This is a genomic window from Spirosoma lituiforme, from assembly GCF_054776635.1.
In genome coordinates, this window is record NZ_BAAHBO010000008.1 from 224,472 (window position 1) to 242,848 (window position 18,377).

Here is an 18,377-nt window from a genome sequence, read left to right on the forward strand (position 1 = left end):
TATAATAGATTCGCACTAATTACTTTTATTTTATAGTAATTTTATTAGGTAAATTAAAAAAATGAATCGAATACGGTCTATTTCGAAAATCTTAGCTATTGCAATTACCTTTATATTTCCTCAGACTGAATGGTATAAAATTGCTTACGTGGTATCTGGTATGTTAGCTTGGGTATCAGATAAAATAGCTAAGATATCTGATAAGATAGCTAAGATACATGCTATACCAACTTTTGTGCGGAAGCAAAGAAAATATAAAAATACAGTTGCTATTAATCATGCCGTTAGATTAAATCATTTTCTAGCTGTGATGACTCATACTGGGAAACCTTTCCCAATTCCGATATTTGCTCAGGGAATAGAAATATTTCGTAAGCCAAGGCCAAATGGGTTAATCCTTTGTTCTACGCACATTCCACTCACGAAAGTGGCTGTACGCCATTTAATGGAACATAATATTAAGCCAACATTGGCATTGGCGGCTGATCCCACTCTCATCAATTGTATTTCAATTTGGGGTATTACCGAGAAAGTAGCTGCTGTACGTACTGGATCGCATGTATTGCAAAAGGCTAAAACTGTATTACAGAAAGGTGGATCTGTTGTTGTCTTGGTTGATAAAACGCTAGGAGAGGCTTATTCGCCCAATGTCTTTCGTTTGGCTGAGAAGATCAATTCTGATATAATTTTTTTTGACGCGGCTTTGCAGCCCGATGGAGTAATTAAGGTAAGTTTTTATGAGTCTAAATGGAATGGATACAATCACGTAAATAGTATACAGCAACAGTTAAACGAGTTATATCAGTATACTTCAAATATACTACAGCAATATAATAACTCTGGCTATTTTACTGCTCCCTGTTGATATATGAATATATACATGGCTTAGTTATAACTCTTATTCTTTTTCTTAAGATGTGAATAGTTGAGAAGTTTAAAATTCACCTAAACAGTTTTGAAGAATCAATTAGAAAAAGAATTATACAATCTCAAATTTATATTATAATATATACATGCAGGCTTAGCTTATGAATTTAAGGATTTAGGTAATGTATAAACAGTGTTGATTACTATTACTAGTATAGCCAAGTAAGGATGTCTTTAAGCTGTAAGTATGCTGCGATCAATACTATACAGTTTGTCTTTTCAATGATTATTTTTCTAATTAACATAGTTGATATAATACCTTTTATTTACTAATTATGATTTGCTTCAAAGAACTTTTAAATATATTTAGTCAAATCTGAATGGTGTAAATCTATTTGCGTTTTTCTTAAAATTGACTTGTTTTGTGCTTCAAAGCAGGTTACGGATTTCAATTAAGTTGATAAGTTTACAGAGCTCAAATGCTATCTATAAGAGTTAATATTTCTCCAAGTAATTATTTAAGAAAATATTAACTCTTATAGAATTAGTTTTTTAAACTTTTCAGTAAGGCATAGTATGCTGGCTTTTTGTTATACTGATTGTCAAAAATAGTAGGTTTTTCATTGTTATTCGAAGTTACTAACCAACTATCTGCGTCGCTGAGATCCCACAGTGTTATTCCATATCTTTGGGAATATGAAACATTTTGAGAATAAAGTTTTGCTATATTCTCATATTTAGATGCTTGAATTTTTTCGATATCTTTTGAATAAATAAAATTGTTTACATTTAGAGGATTTACCTTAATATCAAGTTCTGAGATATGAATTTTTAACCCAGTGTTTGCCAATTTATATAAAGAATTTCCAATATTTACTTCTGGAGTATTTATAGTGATATGCATTTGTGTTCCTAAACCATTTATTGGTATACCTGCAGCTCTAAAATTATTTACCATTTTTAAAACTGATTCTAGTTTAGCTGGTGAAATTTCGTAATTAAAATCATTGTAGAAAAGTAAAGCGTCAGGATCTGCTTCGTGTGCCCATATAAAACAATTTTTGACAAAATTCATATAAGATTCATCGCTGCTATACAACTTACGAAAAGAAGAAGTTCTTAATGTACCATTATCGTTGAAAATTTCGTTTATGACATCCCAGCTTTTTATTTTGCCCTTATACCGGCTTACAATAGTTTGAATGTGGTTTTTTACTACTTTTTCAAAATCACTTGTACTTCCAGAAAAATTAGTCAACCAATCTGGTGCTGCAACATGATATACAAGACAATGACCATGCATGCGAATTGGGTTTGTTTCTGCATACTTTATCCAATAGTCTGCTTCACTAAAATTGAATTTGTTTGGTGCAGTTTCGATGTTCATATATGTATGAACTGTTACAGCATTGAACTGATTGGCAAGTAAGTTGTATATTTTTTTGTTTTTAATTAACAAAGCTGAGCCAGGGGCTGCTCCGATTGGGAAAGAGGTTACGGACTTCAACGTTGCGTTGCTATCAATCGCTGCGCCTGCTCCTTGGTTTGTCGACATGACGCTTGTTGATAGGTCTGCTGACTCTACTGCTTGGGGAGCAATTGCTGTGTCTTTTGGGCTACAGGCTGTCAGGAAGCTGAATAGGACGAATGTGAACAAAACAGTGAATCCTTTAGAGGTAGAAGCTGAAGAAACTTGGTTGCTCGAAGTAGAAGACCGTAACATTTTGGCGAGTTGTTTTTGATTCGATGATCAAATTTCGCCTGCTACACCCCCCTAAATCGGCCGTTTTCGATGGATGACCTGGATCAGCGGTTTTTCTGATACTAATCAGAACTTTTCGGTTTTCGGTCTTTCTAACATGTTGAGGTCCTTTGATTGGTTTCTAATAAATTGGATTTTTACAATCTACACTTATCGTAAACAATAGGTTATATGAAATTACCACGATTCTTTGAATGAATCTTCAGGGCCGTGCTCTTACTGTTGATTGATAACGTAGTTCTTTTATGGTTTGATTTGGCTCAGAATCAATTTTATAGGCTTTTTAATTTATAGCTGATTACTTGATTTAAGTTATACAACGGGAGGTTGCATGAATTTATGGCTGGCGATTGCGATAGCTTACTTAAAGCCAGTGTAATGTCTAAATAATACTATAAATATCTTATATCTAGTTTTATTATACTTATAGTTTTTTAATAATGAATTTAGTAACAATATTTTGATTAAGTTTGGCTAGATATATATGTATCGCTACAGGCGTAAATAAGTATCTTACAATTGGTTATACGTGATTTTAGTGATAATCTTTCAGTTCAACCTCAATAGTTAACCATCTATGCGTATTGCTTTAATAACTGGCTCGGCCGGATTGATTGGTAGTGAATCGGTTGCCTTCTTTGCTGATAAGTTTGATCTAGTCGTTGGCATTGATAACAACATGCGCCAGTATTTTTTCGGTGCCGATGCATCAACCGAGTGGAATCAGAACCGTTTGCAGGAGGCTCATGCCAATTACACCCACCGACCTGCCGACATTCGGGAAGTGAGCCAGCTTGATCCCATCTTTCGAGAGTTTGGTACGGACATTAAGCTGATCGTTCACACTGCTGCGCAACCCAGCCATGACTGGGCTGCCCGTGAACCTTTCACCGACTTTACGGTCAATGCCAATGGAACGCTTAATATGCTGGAGATGACTCGCCAGCACTGTCCGGAGGCCGTTTTCATCTTTACATCAACGAATAAGGTCTACGGGGATAACCCAAATTACTTGCCCTTGATCGAGACGGAAACCCGGTGGGAAATCGATGAGAGTCACCCTTACTTCCAGGATGGGATCGACGAGTTCATGAGTATCGATCATACTAAGCACTCCCTGTTCGGGGCGTCGAAGGTGGCCGCTGATATTCTGGTACAGGAGTACGGACGCTACTTTGGTATGAAGACTGGTGTATTCAGAGGGGGCTGTCTGACTGGGCCGAATCACTCAGGAGCGCAGTTGCACGGATTTCTGTCGTATTTGATGAAGTGTGCCATTACGGGTACCCAGTATACTGTTTTTGGGTATCAGGGCAAGCAGGTGCGCGATAATATTCACAGCTGGGATCTAGTAAATATGTTCTGGCATTTCTACCAGAATCCGCGTGTAGGGGAGGTATATAACGCTGGCGGGGGCCGTCACGCGAACTGCTCTATGCTGGAAGCCATTGCCATCTGCGAACAGATTTCGGGGAACAAGATGAATTACACGTATTCTGAAACCAACCGCATCGGCGATCATATCTGGTATATTTCGAATCTCAATAAGTTTAAAAGCCACTACCCGGACTGGACCTGGAACTACGATTTGAACCAGACAATGGAGCAGATCCACGACAGTATGGTGGCTCGGCTGGAGCACGCGGTATAGCGCTGAAAAGAAGCTATCAGCGGAAAGGGTCGGTGGGATTAAGATATGCTCTTAATCCCACCGACCCTTTCCGCTAATGAATGCCGGCCAAACTTCTGTTTTTCTGTCAGAAGTTTACAGATTGGCTGATTGTGGCTGTGGATTAACCAGTGATGGCCGCTGGGTTACAAACTGACGCACCACGTAATAAATGTATAAAGAGTTCGTAACAGCGTAGCGTTTAAACAACCGGCGGGGCTCCTGCGACAGGCGGAAAAGCCACTCTAAACCGGATTGCTGCATCCAGACGGGCGGGCGCTTAATATTGCCAACAAAATAATCGAAGGCGGCTCCAACGGCCATCATAACAGCGTCAACTTCGCCCAGGTGCTGAGATACCCAGATCTCCTGGCGTGGACAACCCCGTCCGACCAGAACAATGTTAGCCCCCGATGCATTGATCTTTTTTATGTCTTCCGCTTTTTCTTCGGGCGTTGCATCCCGGAAGCGGTCTACGTGAATACCGCAAATCGTTACGCCCGGAAAGGTGCGTGGTATGTATTCGTTGAGCTTTTCGAGAGTAGAGGCTGTGCTGCCGTACAAATAGACCCGTAGCTGCTTTTCTCCCGCTGCTTTCAGTACGTGCCGAGTGAGGTCGGGGCCGTACACTCGATCTTTCAGAGCTGCCTTATTGAACGCGTTCAGCGCCCATTGAACAGGCTTTCCATCCGGAACAACCATGTTAATGCGGGATACATGACCGCCAATGGTTTCATTGCGTTTTGACTCCATCAGGCCATGAACGGCCAAGGCTGATACCCCAAAGCTTGTCCGCTTTTCGGCGTGCTGGATGATGATGTCTGTTGCCGATGAATAATCGACCGACGCGTAGGATATGCCAAATAATGGCGTGGTAGCGAACTGTTTAGTCATGGTTATGTCAAAGACAGGTGAAAAAAAGACCGATCTGGTTACGGAATAAATAGCGTTGATAAGACAGGCGCACCAAGCACAGGCTCAGTCAGGAACGCCTGTTCAGGTAATTGGTATACCGGAGGCAGGTAGTATAGGCTGAAAGCAACTGTGTCTCGCGTTTGTACGGCTAAGATATAATCAAATGACTTACAAAAATAACTTTTTGTTTAAAATAATAATTAAAGGTAACATAAGGTGTTTGAATATGTATTATAAGTATAAAATATATTACTCAAAAATTGTACGATGAGCAGCACATTGTATCGAAGTAGTAAAAGCAAGATGATTACATTAGCAGAAGGCTGCCTGCGGGAGCACAACTGACTAGCTGGTGTTAATGCAGCGCTACGTGTTCTGTTGATAATGGGGTGCGGTGTACACGACGGACGATGTAATTCTTCTTACCCTGGGATTCGTGATAGGTGCGCATCTGTAGATCGAGCACAAGGCCGAATGCCAGAAACTGCAGGCCCGCCAGCAACCAGACAATGCCAACGGCAAACCGATCCAGTCCGTTGACGGCCGGGTCTGTAACCCATAAAAAGCGCATAGCCAGAAACACACCACAGGCCAGTATCGAAAGGCCCAGCCCACCGAATAGGTGCATGGGTTTGTTGAGATAGCGCTTGAGAAATAATAACAGAAGCAGATCGCTCAGCACGCGTCCTGTACGACCCAGGCCGTATTTGGACTGGCCGATCCGGCGGGGATGGTGGCGCACGGGTACCTGAACAATCCGCGCCCCGTCGAAATGGGCCAGTATTGAAATAAACCGATGCAGCTCACCGTACAGGCCGATTCGTTTGGCAACCCCCGCCCGGAAAACTTTGAGCGCACAGCCGTTATCGCTGATGGGTAAGCCAACGGCCCGGCGGATGAGGCTGTTGGCCAGTCGGCTCGGGAAACGTCGTAGCCAGGCGTTATCCTGGCGATTGTGCCGATGGCCAACCACCAGATCTACGTCACGTTCTTCGGCCACCTGTAGCATGGGGATGATGTCGAGCGGGTCGTTTTGCTGGTCGCCATCCATCGTCACAATGAACGTGCCCCTGGCCGCGTCAATGCCAGCCGCCAGAGCCGCACTCTGACCGTAATTTTTCTGTAGGTCGAGGATGGTGAGCCGCTCGTGCCGAATGGCCAGGAGTTCGGTTAGGGTAGCATCTGTTGAGCCATCGTTGACGTAAATGATCTCGTAATCGAGCAGTTGCAGGGCTGCCGTCAGCTGCGTAACCAGCGGCTTGCAGTTGCCCGCTTCGTTGTAGACGCAGACAACGACCGATACGTAGGGCTGCTCCGTAATCGGCAGGCTAATCAAGGGCTGGTAGGTAGACATGGCTTTGCTGATAGCTGATGACCATTCGGCGCAGGCCTTCTGCCAGATCGGTGGTCGGTTGATAATCCAGTAGCTGGCGGGCTTTCCGGATGTCGGCATGCGTGTAGGGCACATCGCCCGGCTGATCCGTCAGCCAGTTAAGTGGAACGCGCCGTTTGGTTTGCTGTTCCAGTAAGGCGATGAGTTCCAGCAGCGTAACCGGATTGGCACTGCCCAGATTGATCAGTTCAAACCCGTTGACCCGATCCACGGCCCGGCTGATACCCAGCACAATATCGTCGACATAGGTGTAGTCGCGCTGGCTTTGTCCATCCCCGAACAGGCAAATGGGCTGACCTGTGTGGAGCTGATGCACAAAGCGGGAAATGGCCATATCGGGCCGTTGCTGCGGGCCGTACACCGTAAAAAAGCGAAGGCAAAAGGCATTTAGTCCGTACCGACGATGGTGCTGCTGGCACAGGCGTTCGGCGGCCCGTTTGGATAAAGCATAGGGCGATACGGCGTCGTCTGCCGAATCAGTTTCCTGAAACGTTCCGCCCGCCCGAACCCCATAAACCGATGATGACGAGGCAAATACCAGCCGATTCACCCCCGCGTTACGCATGGTATCCAGCAGCACAGACGTACCCGTGACGTTGTTGTCAAAATAAGCGGCCGGATTCTGCAACGAAGCCCGTACCCCCGCCAGCCCCGCCAGGTGAATAACGCTGTCGATGGTGTGCGTTCGAAAAAGCTGGCGCATAAACCGCTTGTCGCGAATATCGCCTTGAACCAGTAACCAGTTCGGCAAATGCCTGAGCGATTCGATATGCTGCCACTTAACCGCAGGATCGTAACTGTCGTTGAAATTGTCGACCAGCAGCACCGTGTGCCCCTGGTTCAGCAGATAGCTGGTTAGCGTATGGCCAATAAAGCCTGCCCCGCCCGTGATCAGGATTGTCATGGTGAGAATCGTTTACTCAAAGTGAACAATAGAGGCTGGGTGCCGATCGAACAGCACCAGTTTGCCAACCGTTTTGTAGTGTTCGCTGGCTAACGTGAGCGAATCGCCGATATAAAGCGCCCCCGGTATTTTCCGGCTGGTCCTGCGCAGGATTTTACCCCGTACGGCCGTTAAATGAAACGAGCTGACATCAGTAGCCGGACCGTCGCCCACGGTTGTTTTGTAGCCGTACAGGGGGCGGCCAAGCGTTGCCAGTGCGGCCTGGGTAGCGGTTTCCTGATAGAACTGTCGCTTGGTGGCCCGGCCCGGCAGCACCAGCCAGTTGAACCCCATTCGAATAACAATGAAGACGGCGATCATTAACCCGAGCCGGTTTCCCGACGGACGACTCATGAGCCAGGCCAGACCCGCCAGTCCCCCCGATATAACTGCCGTTTTCCAGAAGGCCGCGGGCAGCACACGCGTGGTCGGGTAAAAGACGGCGGTCCAGACCCCGACCGCTACCACAGCCGTTACGACCAGCCATACCCGCTCTACCCACCAGCGGCCCCGATCGGCAGGCGTTGAATGATCATAATAGAAGTAAGCCAGTACCGTAAAAAAAAGTGGAATCAGGCCGATCAGGTAGCGGCCGTAGGCTTCCGGGGAAGACCAGTAGATGAGAACCGTCAGGCTGAAGGTGAGGGCGTTGAACGTAATAAACGGGTTTGTCGTCAGAATCGACCGGATATCTCGCCGGATGAACAGGACCAGCAGCAGGGTGTAAGGAGCGAAATGGTAAATAAACTCAAAGGGAAACGTGAGCAGGTGCAGCAGCGTTGGTCCCCAGCCAAAAGCAAGCCCGGTTCGCTTGGCACTTTCGTGCAGCAAAACGCCCGCTACGTCCTGAAACGGAATGGCGTTTCGGCTGAAATAAGCCGCGTAATAACTACCCGTAATGAGCAGAAAGACGCCAAGGCCGACAACGTGTGCCGGGTGAAAAAGCAGCCTGAACCGACGCGTGTAGACAAACCAGCCCACTAACGTTAAACCCTGAAACGCAATGGGAGGAAGTCCCTTTAGTAAAAAGCCAATGGCCGTCAGGGTATACGTGCTGAGGTAGAGCAGCCAGTAATTCTGTTTCCGGTCGTAATAATAGACCAGCATCATGGCGGTATAGGTGGCCAGCGAAAAGGTGATTTCGATGAGTCCCAGCATGGAATCGTAGAGCAGTACCCGGCCATTGGTCAGCGTCATGAGGGCTGCGGCCCAGGCAACGGCTGGGGTGCTGTATTTGCGGACGAAGACAAACATCGTTACGCCCAGCAGGACCAGCGAGACAAGCATGGGGAACCGCAGGGCGAACGATGAATAGTCGCCAAATAAACGGTAAGAACCAATGATCAGCCAGTTGTACAGAGGTGGTTTATTGAAGTAGCGCTCGCCGTGCAGGGTAGGCGTGATGTAGTCGCCGGAGAGCATCATTTCCAAAGAGACCAGCGCTCTTCGGGCTTCATCGCCCGTATCGAGCGGCATAAAGCCTAAGTGAGATACCAGCACGAACAGCAGCCCTGCGCTGATGAACAGGGTCCAATGGGGTCTGGGCCAGGCGTATGACTGTGGGGCAATTGCGGGAGGAACCATCTTGACCAATGTTTTATCGTTACCTATCGTCTCTGAATAACTTTCCGCAGACTTAGCCACCCGCCCGCATTATTCGTCAGCCACTGGCCCTGATCGAGCGCTACGGCCATACTGATCTGTGATCCACCCAGCCAGTTTACCGGCAGGACCAGCTGAGCCATGCCCGAAAACTGGGAAAAAGGCGCTCTCGGATCGCTGCTCATGGGCCGTCCGAAGTTCCGGCTAAAAGAGAGTAGTGCCCGTAGCTGGGTGCCGGAAGGCCATTGGCCCAGCAAACCCAGGTGACCAACATTGACGCGGTTGTTGCTGATGGCCATAGGGCCGTGATTTTTATACCCTCCTTTCAGATTGTGCAAGTCTTCGCGTGAATCCAGCCAGGGAGTCAGAAAGGGTGTTCCAATAACGCGCCGACGGTGTGTCCAGCCATCTACGTACTGGTAATTGTTGAAGTAGTCGTCGGCCCCGTTATACAGGCGACTGCCAATCTCAAAGTCGAAACCACTCTGGTTCATGGTGGTCAAGAACTCGACCGTTAGTTGCGTGAGTCGAAAGCCGCTGCGACTATCAAATCGCGCGTTTTTCCACCGAATACCGTACAGGCCATCGGGCAGGTTTTGGAAAGCTACTCCTGACTTATCTTCGAAAGGGTGCTGGTAATACAGATACCAGTTTGCCTGCCTGTTATCGACTTCCAGGGCCACATCAATGGAGCCCAAATGGTTACCCGCCTGGTTAATGATATCATGATTACTGTATTGTGTCGGGTCGTTAGGCGGTTGCTTAACCAGAATAATATCCCGGTACGTTTCGAGCGAATTGGCGATCTTGCCGTCTACCGTTGCCCCGTTTTTTACCTTATTCGAAGACCCGCCCCACTGCGCCACGTGGGTCATTCCGCCATAAAGCTTTACCCGGCTGCGAAAAAGATTAATCCGTACAAACAGGGCCTTCTGGTGCAGAAACGAGTTCTGAATAGAATCGGTATTGCTGAACCAGCCATGCGCATACATGCCATTGAGGGCTACAACGCCCTTCGTGAATCCTAGCGGGACGTAGCCGCGCGTGCCGAACTGAACTTTGTAGAGCGGCAGCGCATTGCCCGACCAGGCATAGGAACCCGACGATAGCAGGGTGTCGAGCAGACCGAACACTTCTCGCCGACGGCCCGCATACAATTCGAAATTTTTCGAAAACAGACTCGCGTAAGCCACCGGTAAGATAAGCTGCGAACTGGAACCGACATTCGCGACGCCCTCGACCGATAGTTTGGCGTGTATCTTCCGGGTGTTCTGCAAATTGCCGAACTGCCTCGTTACGCCAAGCCGTAAAATGCCTGCGGGGCCTTTCAGGGGTACCGTACCGTATTGCCGGGAGCGAAACCAGAACGGGGTTTGCGTGGCTGAGGAGCCGAATCCACCCACTTCGGCCATGATACTTCGCTGGGCTGTTACGGTGTCAGGTATAGCCTGTCCGGCCAGCTCGTGAGCTACTGTCAGGCATTGGGCCAATAAAAGAGAAAAGAGTAGTTTCTTGATCATTGAGTAAGGTTCGTGTAGCGGGCAAACCACTTTCCTGATCGCCTAAACGGGATTATGGGGATCAAAAAAGCATGGTTCTAGTGGAAAGATAAGCACTAAAAGGTTAATGTTATTTCGATATTTATAATAATTAGTTTACGTATGTGTGATAGTGTATTTCACTAGTAAAAACTGTGCCAAATTAAATAACCGCGTTGCTATGCCCTTACTGACCTGTTGTTTTGGTGATTCGGGAATAAATCCGGTATTAGAATGTCATACCGGCAACCGCCTGAAAGTTCTTGGTATTATCGCCGTAAGCCTTTACCGATACGCCACCCGTAAAGCCATTGGTAAACCTGTACAGCAAGCCATATTTCTGATAAGTTGGCGTCTTGTACCAAAGCGGGCGTACTACATTCCAGCCCATGTGGGCCGTGAAGGAGAAATGGCCCTGCCAGAATTCGTAGCCCGCCAGTACGGTTCCCTGCCGGTAAGGCTGGTAGCCACCCGTCCACTGCCTGATCTGCTCCTTGAAATAGCGGTCGTCCAGCAATTCGATACCGCCCGACAAAACATGCGATCGGGTTACGTGATACCCCCCGATCAGGTTCAGACCAAAAATCGGGTAGCCTCGTTCGGGCGACTCTTTACTGGCTTCCAGTACCTTAACCGATGCCAGGGCCAGCACGCGGAACATCCAGCGCCTGCCGATCTCGTCCGTGCGCCATTGTTGAGGGTCCGGTAAGGTCGATGATCCTGTATAACGCTGTATGCCAATGGCTAATGAGGGAATGTTCAGCCCCTGATTCGGTAGTCGGACGCCCGCATTGGAGATGTGTTTGTAGTCGAAACCGGCCAGTAAACGCCAACCCGGTGCCACGGTGTAGCGGGCATAAAGCCCGGCACCAATCAAGCCGTTGATGGCTGTTCCGAAAGCGCGGTTGCCGGGGTTATCCACCGCGTCATAATGCCGGGACACATAGGCTAACCCCGCCAGAGCCCGTACCGAAAGTTCCCAATGAGGCCGATGCACCAGTATGGGTTCATAGAAAAGTCCGGCACCAAGCGATTGGCCGAGGGCTACCGGGTTGCGAAACGAGTAGGCGTTGACAAAGGCACCCGATCGAAAAAAGCATTGACACTGCTGCCACGATTCCTTACGCACAGGCAGGCGGCTGTACCGGAGTTCAATGCCTACAGGCGTTTGGGTCGAAACGGGCGTAATATGGGTGGCTTTATTCAGACCCTGCAAGGCGATTACACTGAATTCCTGCTCTTCGGCCGGACTACTTTCCTGACCAAAAGCTAGTATACGCATCGCCATGACGAAGCAGGCGGCTAAAACGCACCTTGATGCAGGCACATAGTAGAGTTGCCTGTGAAAAATAAAATTTACCATTGGTTGGTCACTAGCGGTACAATATTGACCGGGTTGTATCGGCTATATTCGTATTTTAAGTTAACCTTTAAAACAAAGAGAGTAAAATAAGGATATAAAATAATAAAAACATAAATTTACAATAGCTTGCTGACAACCGCTTGCTGAAACGGGTTAATACTATGATTCGTGTTTGCCTTTGTCTACTTGTTGGCTGGTTGAGCCAGCATGAACTCATTGCAGCCCGGTTCGTGCCGCCAGATTCGACCATTAATCGGCGGGCTCAGCACTCGGTTACGCTACAACTTGGTACAACGGGGCCCGGTATCTATTACAATCGGGTGATAAGTCAGGCCAATCGGCTGACGCTTCGGGTGGGCGGGCAGTATTTTGCCTATCGTAAACTCATCCGGGTTAAAGCCGCCACGGATTCATACATTCAGGTCAAGCCTGATTTTATGATTGGCATTGCCCAGGCTAATCTGAAGTGGCACCCGTTTCAGCGGAGTTCGTTTTTTGTTACGGGAGGCCTGGGCTACACTTGGCACCCGGACATGCGGTTTGTAATAACGGCCGAAAATAAATTGAATCTGGATGGACTGGAGTTAACCCCTGAGGATGTTGGCACCGTTAACCTTGGGTTTCGTTGGCACCCGATTGTGGGTTACCTCGGCTGGGGATTTGGCCGGAGCCTGCCCAATAAACGAATCGGCGTTGGGTTCGAGATGGGCGTTTTTTACATCGGAAAGCCTAGTGTACAGCTTGATTATGAAGGTTTTCTGGAAACCACAACGATTGATCAGCAAGTGCCTACCGTAGAGCGTAACCTATCGAATTACCGCTATCTACCGTCCATCAACGTCATGTTTTCATACAAACTTAACTGAACGTGAAAGAGCCAGAAAAGCGAAAAGGTGTAGCAACGGTGATGGGAAGAGTGCCGCAGCGCACGTTGAAAGAGCAAAGGAGTGGCCACGGTCAGTATTCATGGCGCTCCTTGTTTAACGGCCGTTACCGCACTCGTTCATTCGTTTATGCTGTTTTGTGCCTGCTGGTTTTTGTGGTCTTCACCGAATCCTGCCGTAATCCCCTCGATGGCTTGACGATTGGTTTGAAAGACCCCATTGAGCAGGGCGTTGTGGAGTGCCGGTTTTATGATCCGGCGGGTAATCCATTGCCAGCCGACAATGTGGTGCAGATAGCCGGACCCGCTGCTTCCAGTGTGGTGACGACTCTGAACACCACGAAGTACAAGATCAACAGCGATGGAAATCTGCTGGTGGCAGCCTCCCCAACGGCTACGCTTTCGTCGCAAAATCCCTTTCGGTTTACGGTCGTTGTCGATGCACCGGATTACTTAACCGTTGTTCAGCCGTTTGTGCTGACGAATGGCTCCCGGCAAACGCGCTCCATTCGTCGAATCAACCTGCTCAAACCACCCCGAACGCTCAGCGCGGCCCGCACTACAGGAAGCGCCAGTGCCGACGGAACGGTGGCTGCCAGTCTGGCTGTAACGACCACGCCACCAAACAGCGACGCGGATAAAGCTACCGTTACCCTGCCAGCGGGGACTAAGCTCGCTGATCAGTATGGTAGTGCCGTTGGAGAGGATCTGACGCTGGTTATCATTCATACCAGTGCCCGTAATGACGAAGCGACCAGCTACATTCCGGGTGGGGGTATCATGACGAACGTAGTTGGTCGGGATGGGAAGGCGGCCCTGGGTACGATGAGACTCTTGTCGGTAGCGGGTTCGGTAACGATCCAGTTGTATAACAACCAATATGCATTAACCAAAACCATATCGCCAGCTGCTCAATGGACAATGGATCTGAACCCGCTGGCATATAATGTAGCCAGAAACCGGGCCATTCAGGTGGGCGATTCGCTTCCCTTATTCAGTTACGACGAGTTCACGAACCGCTGGCAGGAAGAAAAGCCAGGCGTGGTTCAGACGAACGCGCAAACGGGCCGATTGCAGTACCGGGCCATGGCGGCTAATGCGGCTGCCTACGTAGTGGGATGGACGGAATCACTCTGTGACGCGGGTCCTATTTTCAGGGTAAGCAGCAAGCTGGCCGGCGTGGACGTAAATTACCTCTGTAAACTGATTGACGTGACCACCGGCACTCAGGTGGCGTCCTTTTACGCCAACGTAAACAACGGCTCGCTGATCCGGATTGGTAATCAGTCGAGAAACCGGAAATTCAAGCTGCAGGTATACGACGAAACCGATGCCTGGGGTAAAGGAACCAAAGGCGGATTGATCGGCGAATCCGGGCCGGGCCTCACCTGCGATCAGACGCCGGTAGCAATCAATCTGGTGACCTTGCCCGTGCCGCCCGTCATGAAACTGGAGTTCTCTTTTTCCTGCCCCGGCGGCACCAAGCTGGATGAATCTTTATTGCCGGCACAGATCAGAACCCAGTACAGCGAAGTAGGTCAGGATAAATGGCATGACCTCATAACCGCTACGCGTACCAGCCGACAGGCAACTTCGTATAAACTAAAGGTTGGACGTTCCTACGATTTTCGGGCCAGTACCGATGGAGGGGCTACCTGGCCCCTGCACCAGAACAATTATTTAGTCGACAAGCCCGAATGGACACTTAAAATCCGGGCAGAAATGTACTGCAAATGAAAATCCTGATCCTACGCTTCTCGTCTATTGGCGATATTGTGCTGACAAGCCCCGTGGTTCGGTGCTTGCGGCAACACATAAAAGGGGTTGAATTGCATTACTGCACGAAGCGTCGGTATCAGGAATTGATTGCCCATAATCCGTACCTCGATAAGTGTCATTACCTGGATGACAGCCTGATGCAACTGGTCGGGCAATTACGACACGAACAGTACGATCTGGTCATTGACCTGCACAACAGTTTACGTACCCGGTTGATCAAGAGTATGCTGGGAAAGCGGTCGTTTACCGTCGATAAAATCAATATGAAAAAGTGGCTTTACGTGCGGTTCAAGGCCAACGTGATGCCACCGGTCCACATCGTCGATCGGTATATGGATACCGTTAATGCCCTGGGCGTAACGAACGATGGACGGGGCCTTGACTATTTTATTGCCGCCGAAGACCAGGTGCCGATCAGCCAGTTACCCCAAACGCACCAATCCGATTATGTCGCTTACGCGCTGGGGGGACAGCACGCCACGAAGCGCCTGCCGGTAGAGCGGATGATTGACCTGTGCCGCAACATTAACAAACCGATTCTTTTGCTGGGCGATCAGCACGATCGCCAGGCGGGTGAACTGATTCGGAGTGCGCTGGGAGACGACCTGATCTACAATGCCTGTGATTTGTTCTCGATCAATCAATCGGCCTCGTTGATCGGTCGTGCACAGGTGGTCTACAGTCACGATACCGGTCTGATGCATATTGCGGCCGCGCTCAAAAAACCGATTGTCTCGATTTGGGGAAGCACAACGCCCCAGCTAGGCATGTACCCCTACAAAACCCGTCACCTGGTTGTGGAGAATACGGCGCTCAGCTGTCGGCCCTGCTCGAAAATAGGCCACGATAAATGTCCACTCGGGCACTTCAACTGCATGACCAGCCTGTCGTTCAGTATTGATCCGGCCTTTGTGCAAACCGGCGAGATGCAGAATCAATACGAATGAATGACGCGTGAGGAGCCTCGTCAAGACTGGCTACGTTGGTTGAACTAGTTAGGGCAGCAGTAACGATGCGTTTCGGAGGGGTTGCGAACGAAGCAGCTCATAGTCGGACAGGGAGAACAGCGAGCCGAGGGCCGGTAAATCTTCGGGACGATGAAGATCGCTGCCGATGAAATCGACCCAGTTGTTTTTGAGAAGCCGTTGGGCCTGCGTCCGAACCTTGTTGCCATATCGGCCCGTTAACGACAGCCAGTTGAGCTGAAACAAACAGCCAGCGTCACGAATTCTGGCCAGTGAAACGTCATCGCCGTGGTAATACGAATAGCGCTCCGGATGAGCCAGTATCGGCGTATAGCCGCGCGTCTGAATACGGAACAGAATATCGTCCAGTTGTTGGGGAGCAGCCGCCCAGCCCGTTTCTACGAGCAGGTAACGTTCGGCCCCAAATGTGAGTAAATCGTCGTTGTTGAGCAGATCCGGAAAGAACTCATCCAGCATGTATTCGGCAGCTACCTCAATTTGGATCGGCAAGTTGTTGGCATCAGCCAGGGCCTGCAAATGTACCTGACCCTCCCGGAGTACCGTCGACGAGTTGGGAAACCAATCGCGGCTAACGTGCGGGGTGGTAATAATCCGTTCAATGCCCCATCCCATCAATTGCTGCAAACAGGCAAGTGTTTGTTCCGGGTCTTTAACCCCATCGTCAACGGCCGGGAGTAAGTGAGAGTGCATATCTACCTTCCAGAAACAAGCTTCCTCTACTGATCCCAGGTCATTGCCCGAAGTCGGAATAAACCGTTTCTTAAATCGTTCCCAAGCGTTCATAGTTTGCGTAATGTCCTCAAATTTACATAATCGGTTGGCTAACAAAAAACAGCATGCCGGTTGCCAGCTTTCCCCAAGGTGGACAATTGGCTGTTTGAAAGAGAAGAGCAAACGGGAAAAGGGTCTGGATGTGCCAGTTAGGTTAGTTTATAACGTATCGTTTTCATATAAACGCTAACTAATATCTGTTTTTCGGTTTTTAGTTTTATGTTAACGTTACATCAATAAGCTTTTAAAGCTATTTCGGTCTTAACGAAGCGCTGAGGAGAAAGCCGGCCGTTCATAACGTTAACAGCCGTAGCGGATGACGCGGCTGTATTGGAGCAAGCCCGCGTCTGACTCATTCGTACTTTATCTGGTTTTTACCCGGTCAGACCAGCGTCTGGTCAGGCCAGTTTCGGAGTTGTTGACAGAAACAATTCACGCCGGCAGGCGTTTTTTTACCAGTATTCCGGCCAGAAAACGGTCTTCGAATACGTATCGATAAGCTTAACGTTCCGCCAACACCATGAAGCATCTGCTGAGCATAATGGTCATGATTTTGCTGGGTATACCGGTCATGGCACAGACGAAACCGGCTCCGGGTACGCCACCCGCCGTCGTATCGGTCATCGAGGGAGTGTCGGGGAAGCGATTTCTGCCTGACACCGCTTACGCAGCTCTGTCGGACGAAGATGAAGCGCTGATGGCAAAAGAACCCCTTGCCAACTGGGGATTGTTGCAGGCATCCAGTCCGTACATTAGTTACTCAAATCTGGTTGTTGGCAATCGCTCATACCAGTTGCTGATTGCCAAAGCCCCGAAAGATGAATTTCCCGTGGCGACACTGATGCGGTACACCACGCCCCAGTCAATGCCAGAGCCCATTGCCCGGGGCACGTTAAAACCCAGGGTAGCCGACAAAATCAAAGAGTAGGAAGTTGGCTTCATAAATAGCGAAACCACAAGCTATAAAACAACCAGCGCGCCCGGATGTAAATCACATCCGGGCGCGCTGGTATACAAACTACGTGTTACTATTCGGACTGTGATTCGAAAATAGCCATGGCTTTATCGATCGTATCGTCATCAACGCCATCAACTGTCAGTTCATTATCGTTTTCCACGTTACTAATAACGGTAACCGTATCCATACTCAGGGCTGGGTCGGCCAGAAACAGCGCAGCCCGGAAGCGTTCTTCGATTCGACGGTTCAGCGCATCGTTGATGTCGTGGGTAAGGGCGTTGGCCAGCTGGGTTTCGTCTTTATTACTTAGCATTCGCAAAGGTTATTTTAAAGGTCGTTCGGGTGATAAAGTTAACGAAACAAAGCGATCGACCAAACCCGTAGACTCGCTTTTACAATAAGATAATAGCGCAGTAAGTCAACTTTGTTCCGCTTAGTAGGGCTTTACAGACGTCAGGCCTGTTTATCAGACAAATAAAAACAGTTGTCTGATAAACAGGCTGCTGGGGTAAGTAACCGCGCACTTAAATAAACAGAGACTCTTACGCCATCTGGTAAGACTTCGGTTCCGTAGCGGACTCTTCCTGGTTTAGTTCTTTCAGAACGGCCCGCGCAAAAGCCAGCCGGTCGGATTTTCGGTACTGTTCTGGTTGCGAAGCGCCCGACGGGGGCGTAAAATGCTGGTTGACCCGCTCACAGGCGGCCCATAATTCAGGATGCAATTTAATTTTATTCTGACGAATGGGTGTATCGGCACCGAACCAAAGATTCTTGATGTTATCTACTGTTGATTTCATGTCAATAGACTGTAATATGAAGCCAAACCCGGCTGACAGATTAATGTTCTGGGTAATCGTGTTTCTTAATTCAACATTAATCGCTTTGCGCTGGCTTCTCCTTGTATAGTTATATTGTACTAACTCTCTAGACGATAGATAAGGGATAAAG

16 protein-coding genes are annotated in these 18,377 nt (G+C 48.7%); 6 read left to right on the forward strand and 10 right to left on the reverse strand.

Annotated features, from left to right (window positions below; translation table 11 throughout):
- Positions 1–61 precede the first annotated feature (61 nt).
- Complete coding sequence (locus tag ACYU87_RS23265) at positions 62–865, forward strand: hypothetical protein (protein WP_461136507.1); 804 nt, start codon at positions 62–64, stop codon at positions 863–865.
- Between the two features lie 546 nt (positions 866–1,411).
- On the opposite strand, the gene ACYU87_RS23270 is transcribed toward ACYU87_RS23265, so the two are convergent.
- Positions 1,412–2,422: an endo-1,4-beta-xylanase gene (locus tag ACYU87_RS23270; RefSeq protein ID WP_461136508.1), complete on the reverse strand. Its 1,011-nt coding sequence runs from the start codon at positions 2,420–2,422 to the stop codon at positions 1,412–1,414.
- 784 nt (positions 2,423–3,206) lie between these two features.
- Here ACYU87_RS23270 and ACYU87_RS23275 point away from each other — a divergent pair.
- Positions 3,207–4,280 carry an NAD-dependent epimerase/dehydratase family protein gene (locus ACYU87_RS23275; protein ID WP_461136509.1) on the forward strand — a complete coding sequence of 358 codons (1,074 nt, stop codon included), beginning with the start codon at positions 3,207–3,209 and terminating at the stop codon, positions 4,278–4,280.
- Positions 4,281–4,394: 114 nt separating this feature from the next.
- Here the strand turns inward: ACYU87_RS23275 and ACYU87_RS23280 are convergent, their stop codons facing one another.
- The 6 genes from ACYU87_RS23280 to ACYU87_RS23305 all read right to left on the reverse strand — a co-directional run bounded on the left by ACYU87_RS23280 (position 4,395) and on the right by ACYU87_RS23305 (position 11,971).
- A complete protein-coding gene (locus ACYU87_RS23280; protein WP_461136510.1) occupies positions 4,395–5,192 on the reverse strand; it encodes a WecB/TagA/CpsF family glycosyltransferase in 798 nt (265 codons plus the stop codon).
- 376 nt (positions 5,193–5,568) lie between these two features.
- On the reverse strand, positions 5,569–6,567 hold the full coding sequence (locus tag ACYU87_RS23285; RefSeq protein WP_461136542.1) for a glycosyltransferase family 2 protein: 999 nt from the start codon (positions 6,565–6,567) through the stop codon (positions 5,569–5,571).
- Positions 6,542–7,510, reverse strand: a complete 969-nt coding sequence (locus ACYU87_RS23290) for an NAD-dependent epimerase/dehydratase family protein (RefSeq protein ID WP_461136511.1) — start codon at positions 7,508–7,510, stop codon at positions 6,542–6,544. Before ACYU87_RS23290 ends, ACYU87_RS23285 begins: the two co-directional genes overlap by 26 nt.
- 12 nt (positions 7,511–7,522) lie before the next feature.
- Positions 7,523–9,133 carry an ArnT family glycosyltransferase gene (locus ACYU87_RS23295; RefSeq protein ID WP_461136512.1) on the reverse strand — a complete coding sequence of 537 codons (1,611 nt, stop codon included), beginning with the start codon at positions 9,131–9,133 and terminating at the stop codon, positions 7,523–7,525.
- Between the two features lie 23 nt (positions 9,134–9,156).
- Positions 9,157–10,671 carry a capsule assembly Wzi family protein gene (locus ACYU87_RS23300; RefSeq protein ID WP_461136513.1) on the reverse strand — a complete coding sequence of 505 codons (1,515 nt, stop codon included), beginning with the start codon at positions 10,669–10,671 and terminating at the stop codon, positions 9,157–9,159.
- A 247-nt stretch (positions 10,672–10,918) separates the two neighbouring features.
- A complete protein-coding gene (locus tag ACYU87_RS23305) occupies positions 10,919–11,971 on the reverse strand; it encodes an acyloxyacyl hydrolase (protein ID WP_461136514.1) in 1,053 nt (350 codons plus the stop codon).
- A 242-nt stretch (positions 11,972–12,213) separates the two neighbouring features.
- Between ACYU87_RS23305 and ACYU87_RS23310 the strand changes: the two genes are divergently transcribed.
- Genes ACYU87_RS23310 through ACYU87_RS23320 form a run of 3 tightly spaced genes read left to right on the forward strand, consistent with a single transcriptional unit; the run spans position 12,214 to position 15,661 of the window.
- Positions 12,214–12,918, forward strand: a complete 705-nt coding sequence (locus ACYU87_RS23310; protein ID WP_461136515.1) for a hypothetical protein — start codon at positions 12,214–12,216, stop codon at positions 12,916–12,918.
- 2 nt (positions 12,919–12,920) lie between these two features.
- The gene (locus ACYU87_RS23315; protein ID WP_461136516.1) at positions 12,921–14,672 is read left to right on the forward strand and encodes a hypothetical protein; all 1,752 of its coding nucleotides are present in this window, start codon (positions 12,921–12,923) and stop codon (positions 14,670–14,672) included.
- Complete coding sequence (locus tag ACYU87_RS23320; protein WP_461136517.1) at positions 14,669–15,661, forward strand: glycosyltransferase family 9 protein; 993 nt, start codon at positions 14,669–14,671, stop codon at positions 15,659–15,661. Before ACYU87_RS23315 ends, ACYU87_RS23320 begins: the two co-directional genes overlap by 4 nt.
- A 48-nt stretch (positions 15,662–15,709) precedes the next feature.
- Here ACYU87_RS23320 and ACYU87_RS23325 read toward each other — a convergent pair whose 3' ends face one another.
- Positions 15,710–16,483: a tyrosine-protein phosphatase gene (locus ACYU87_RS23325; RefSeq protein WP_461136518.1), complete on the reverse strand. Its 774-nt coding sequence runs from the start codon at positions 16,481–16,483 to the stop codon at positions 15,710–15,712.
- A gap of 508 nt (positions 16,484–16,991) precedes the next feature.
- Between ACYU87_RS23325 and ACYU87_RS23330 the strand changes: the two genes are divergently transcribed.
- Positions 16,992–17,399, forward strand: coding sequence for a hypothetical protein (locus ACYU87_RS23330; protein WP_461136519.1), 408 nt, complete (start codon positions 16,992–16,994; stop codon positions 17,397–17,399).
- Positions 17,400–17,499: 100 nt separating this feature from the next.
- Here the strand turns inward: ACYU87_RS23330 and ACYU87_RS23335 are convergent, their stop codons facing one another.
- Together ACYU87_RS23335 and ACYU87_RS23340 are read right to left on the reverse strand one after the other, a co-directional pair.
- Positions 17,500–17,742 (reverse strand): hypothetical protein, encoded by a 243-nt coding sequence (locus tag ACYU87_RS23335; RefSeq protein ID WP_461136520.1) that lies wholly within the window; start codon positions 17,740–17,742, stop codon positions 17,500–17,502.
- 229 nt (positions 17,743–17,971) lie between these two features.
- On the reverse strand, positions 17,972–18,226 hold the full coding sequence (locus ACYU87_RS23340) for a hypothetical protein (RefSeq protein ID WP_461136521.1): 255 nt from the start codon (positions 18,224–18,226) through the stop codon (positions 17,972–17,974).
- Between the last annotated feature and the right edge of the window lie 151 nt (positions 18,227–18,377).

Coding starts and splice junctions, on each gene's coding strand:
- ACYU87_RS23265 (WP_461136507.1), top strand. CDS start 62: ATGAATCGAATACGGTCTATTTCGAAAATCTTAGCTATTGCAATTACC.
- ACYU87_RS23270 (WP_461136508.1), bottom strand. CDS start 2,422: ATGTCGACAAACCAAGGAGCAGGCGCAGCGATTGATAGCAACGCAACG.
- ACYU87_RS23275 (WP_461136509.1), top strand. CDS start 3,207: ATGCGTATTGCTTTAATAACTGGCTCGGCCGGATTGATTGGTAGTGAA.
- ACYU87_RS23280 (WP_461136510.1), bottom strand. CDS start 5,192: ATGACTAAACAGTTCGCTACCACGCCATTATTTGGCATATCCTACGCG.
- ACYU87_RS23285 (WP_461136542.1), bottom strand. CDS start 6,567: ATGTCTACCTACCAGCCCTTGATTAGCCTGCCGATTACGGAGCAGCCC.
- ACYU87_RS23290 (WP_461136511.1), bottom strand. CDS start 7,510: ATGACAATCCTGATCACGGGCGGGGCAGGCTTTATTGGCCATACGCTA.
- ACYU87_RS23295 (WP_461136512.1), bottom strand. CDS start 9,133: ATGGTTCCTCCCGCAATTGCCCCACAGTCATACGCCTGGCCCAGACCC.
- ACYU87_RS23300 (WP_461136513.1), bottom strand. CDS start 10,671: ATGATCAAGAAACTACTCTTTTCTCTTTTATTGGCCCAATGCCTGACA.
- ACYU87_RS23305 (WP_461136514.1), bottom strand. CDS start 11,971: ATGCGTATACTAGCTTTTGGTCAGGAAAGTAGTCCGGCCGAAGAGCAG.
- ACYU87_RS23310 (WP_461136515.1), top strand. CDS start 12,214: ATGATTCGTGTTTGCCTTTGTCTACTTGTTGGCTGGTTGAGCCAGCAT.
- ACYU87_RS23320 (WP_461136517.1), top strand. CDS start 14,669: ATGAAAATCCTGATCCTACGCTTCTCGTCTATTGGCGATATTGTGCTG.
- ACYU87_RS23325 (WP_461136518.1), bottom strand. CDS start 16,483: ATGAACGCTTGGGAACGATTTAAGAAACGGTTTATTCCGACTTCGGGC.
- ACYU87_RS23330 (WP_461136519.1), top strand. CDS start 16,992: ATGAAGCATCTGCTGAGCATAATGGTCATGATTTTGCTGGGTATACCG.
- ACYU87_RS23335 (WP_461136520.1), bottom strand. CDS start 17,742: ATGCTAAGTAATAAAGACGAAACCCAGCTGGCCAACGCCCTTACCCAC.
- ACYU87_RS23340 (WP_461136521.1), bottom strand. CDS start 18,226: ATGAAATCAACAGTAGATAACATCAAGAATCTTTGGTTCGGTGCCGAT.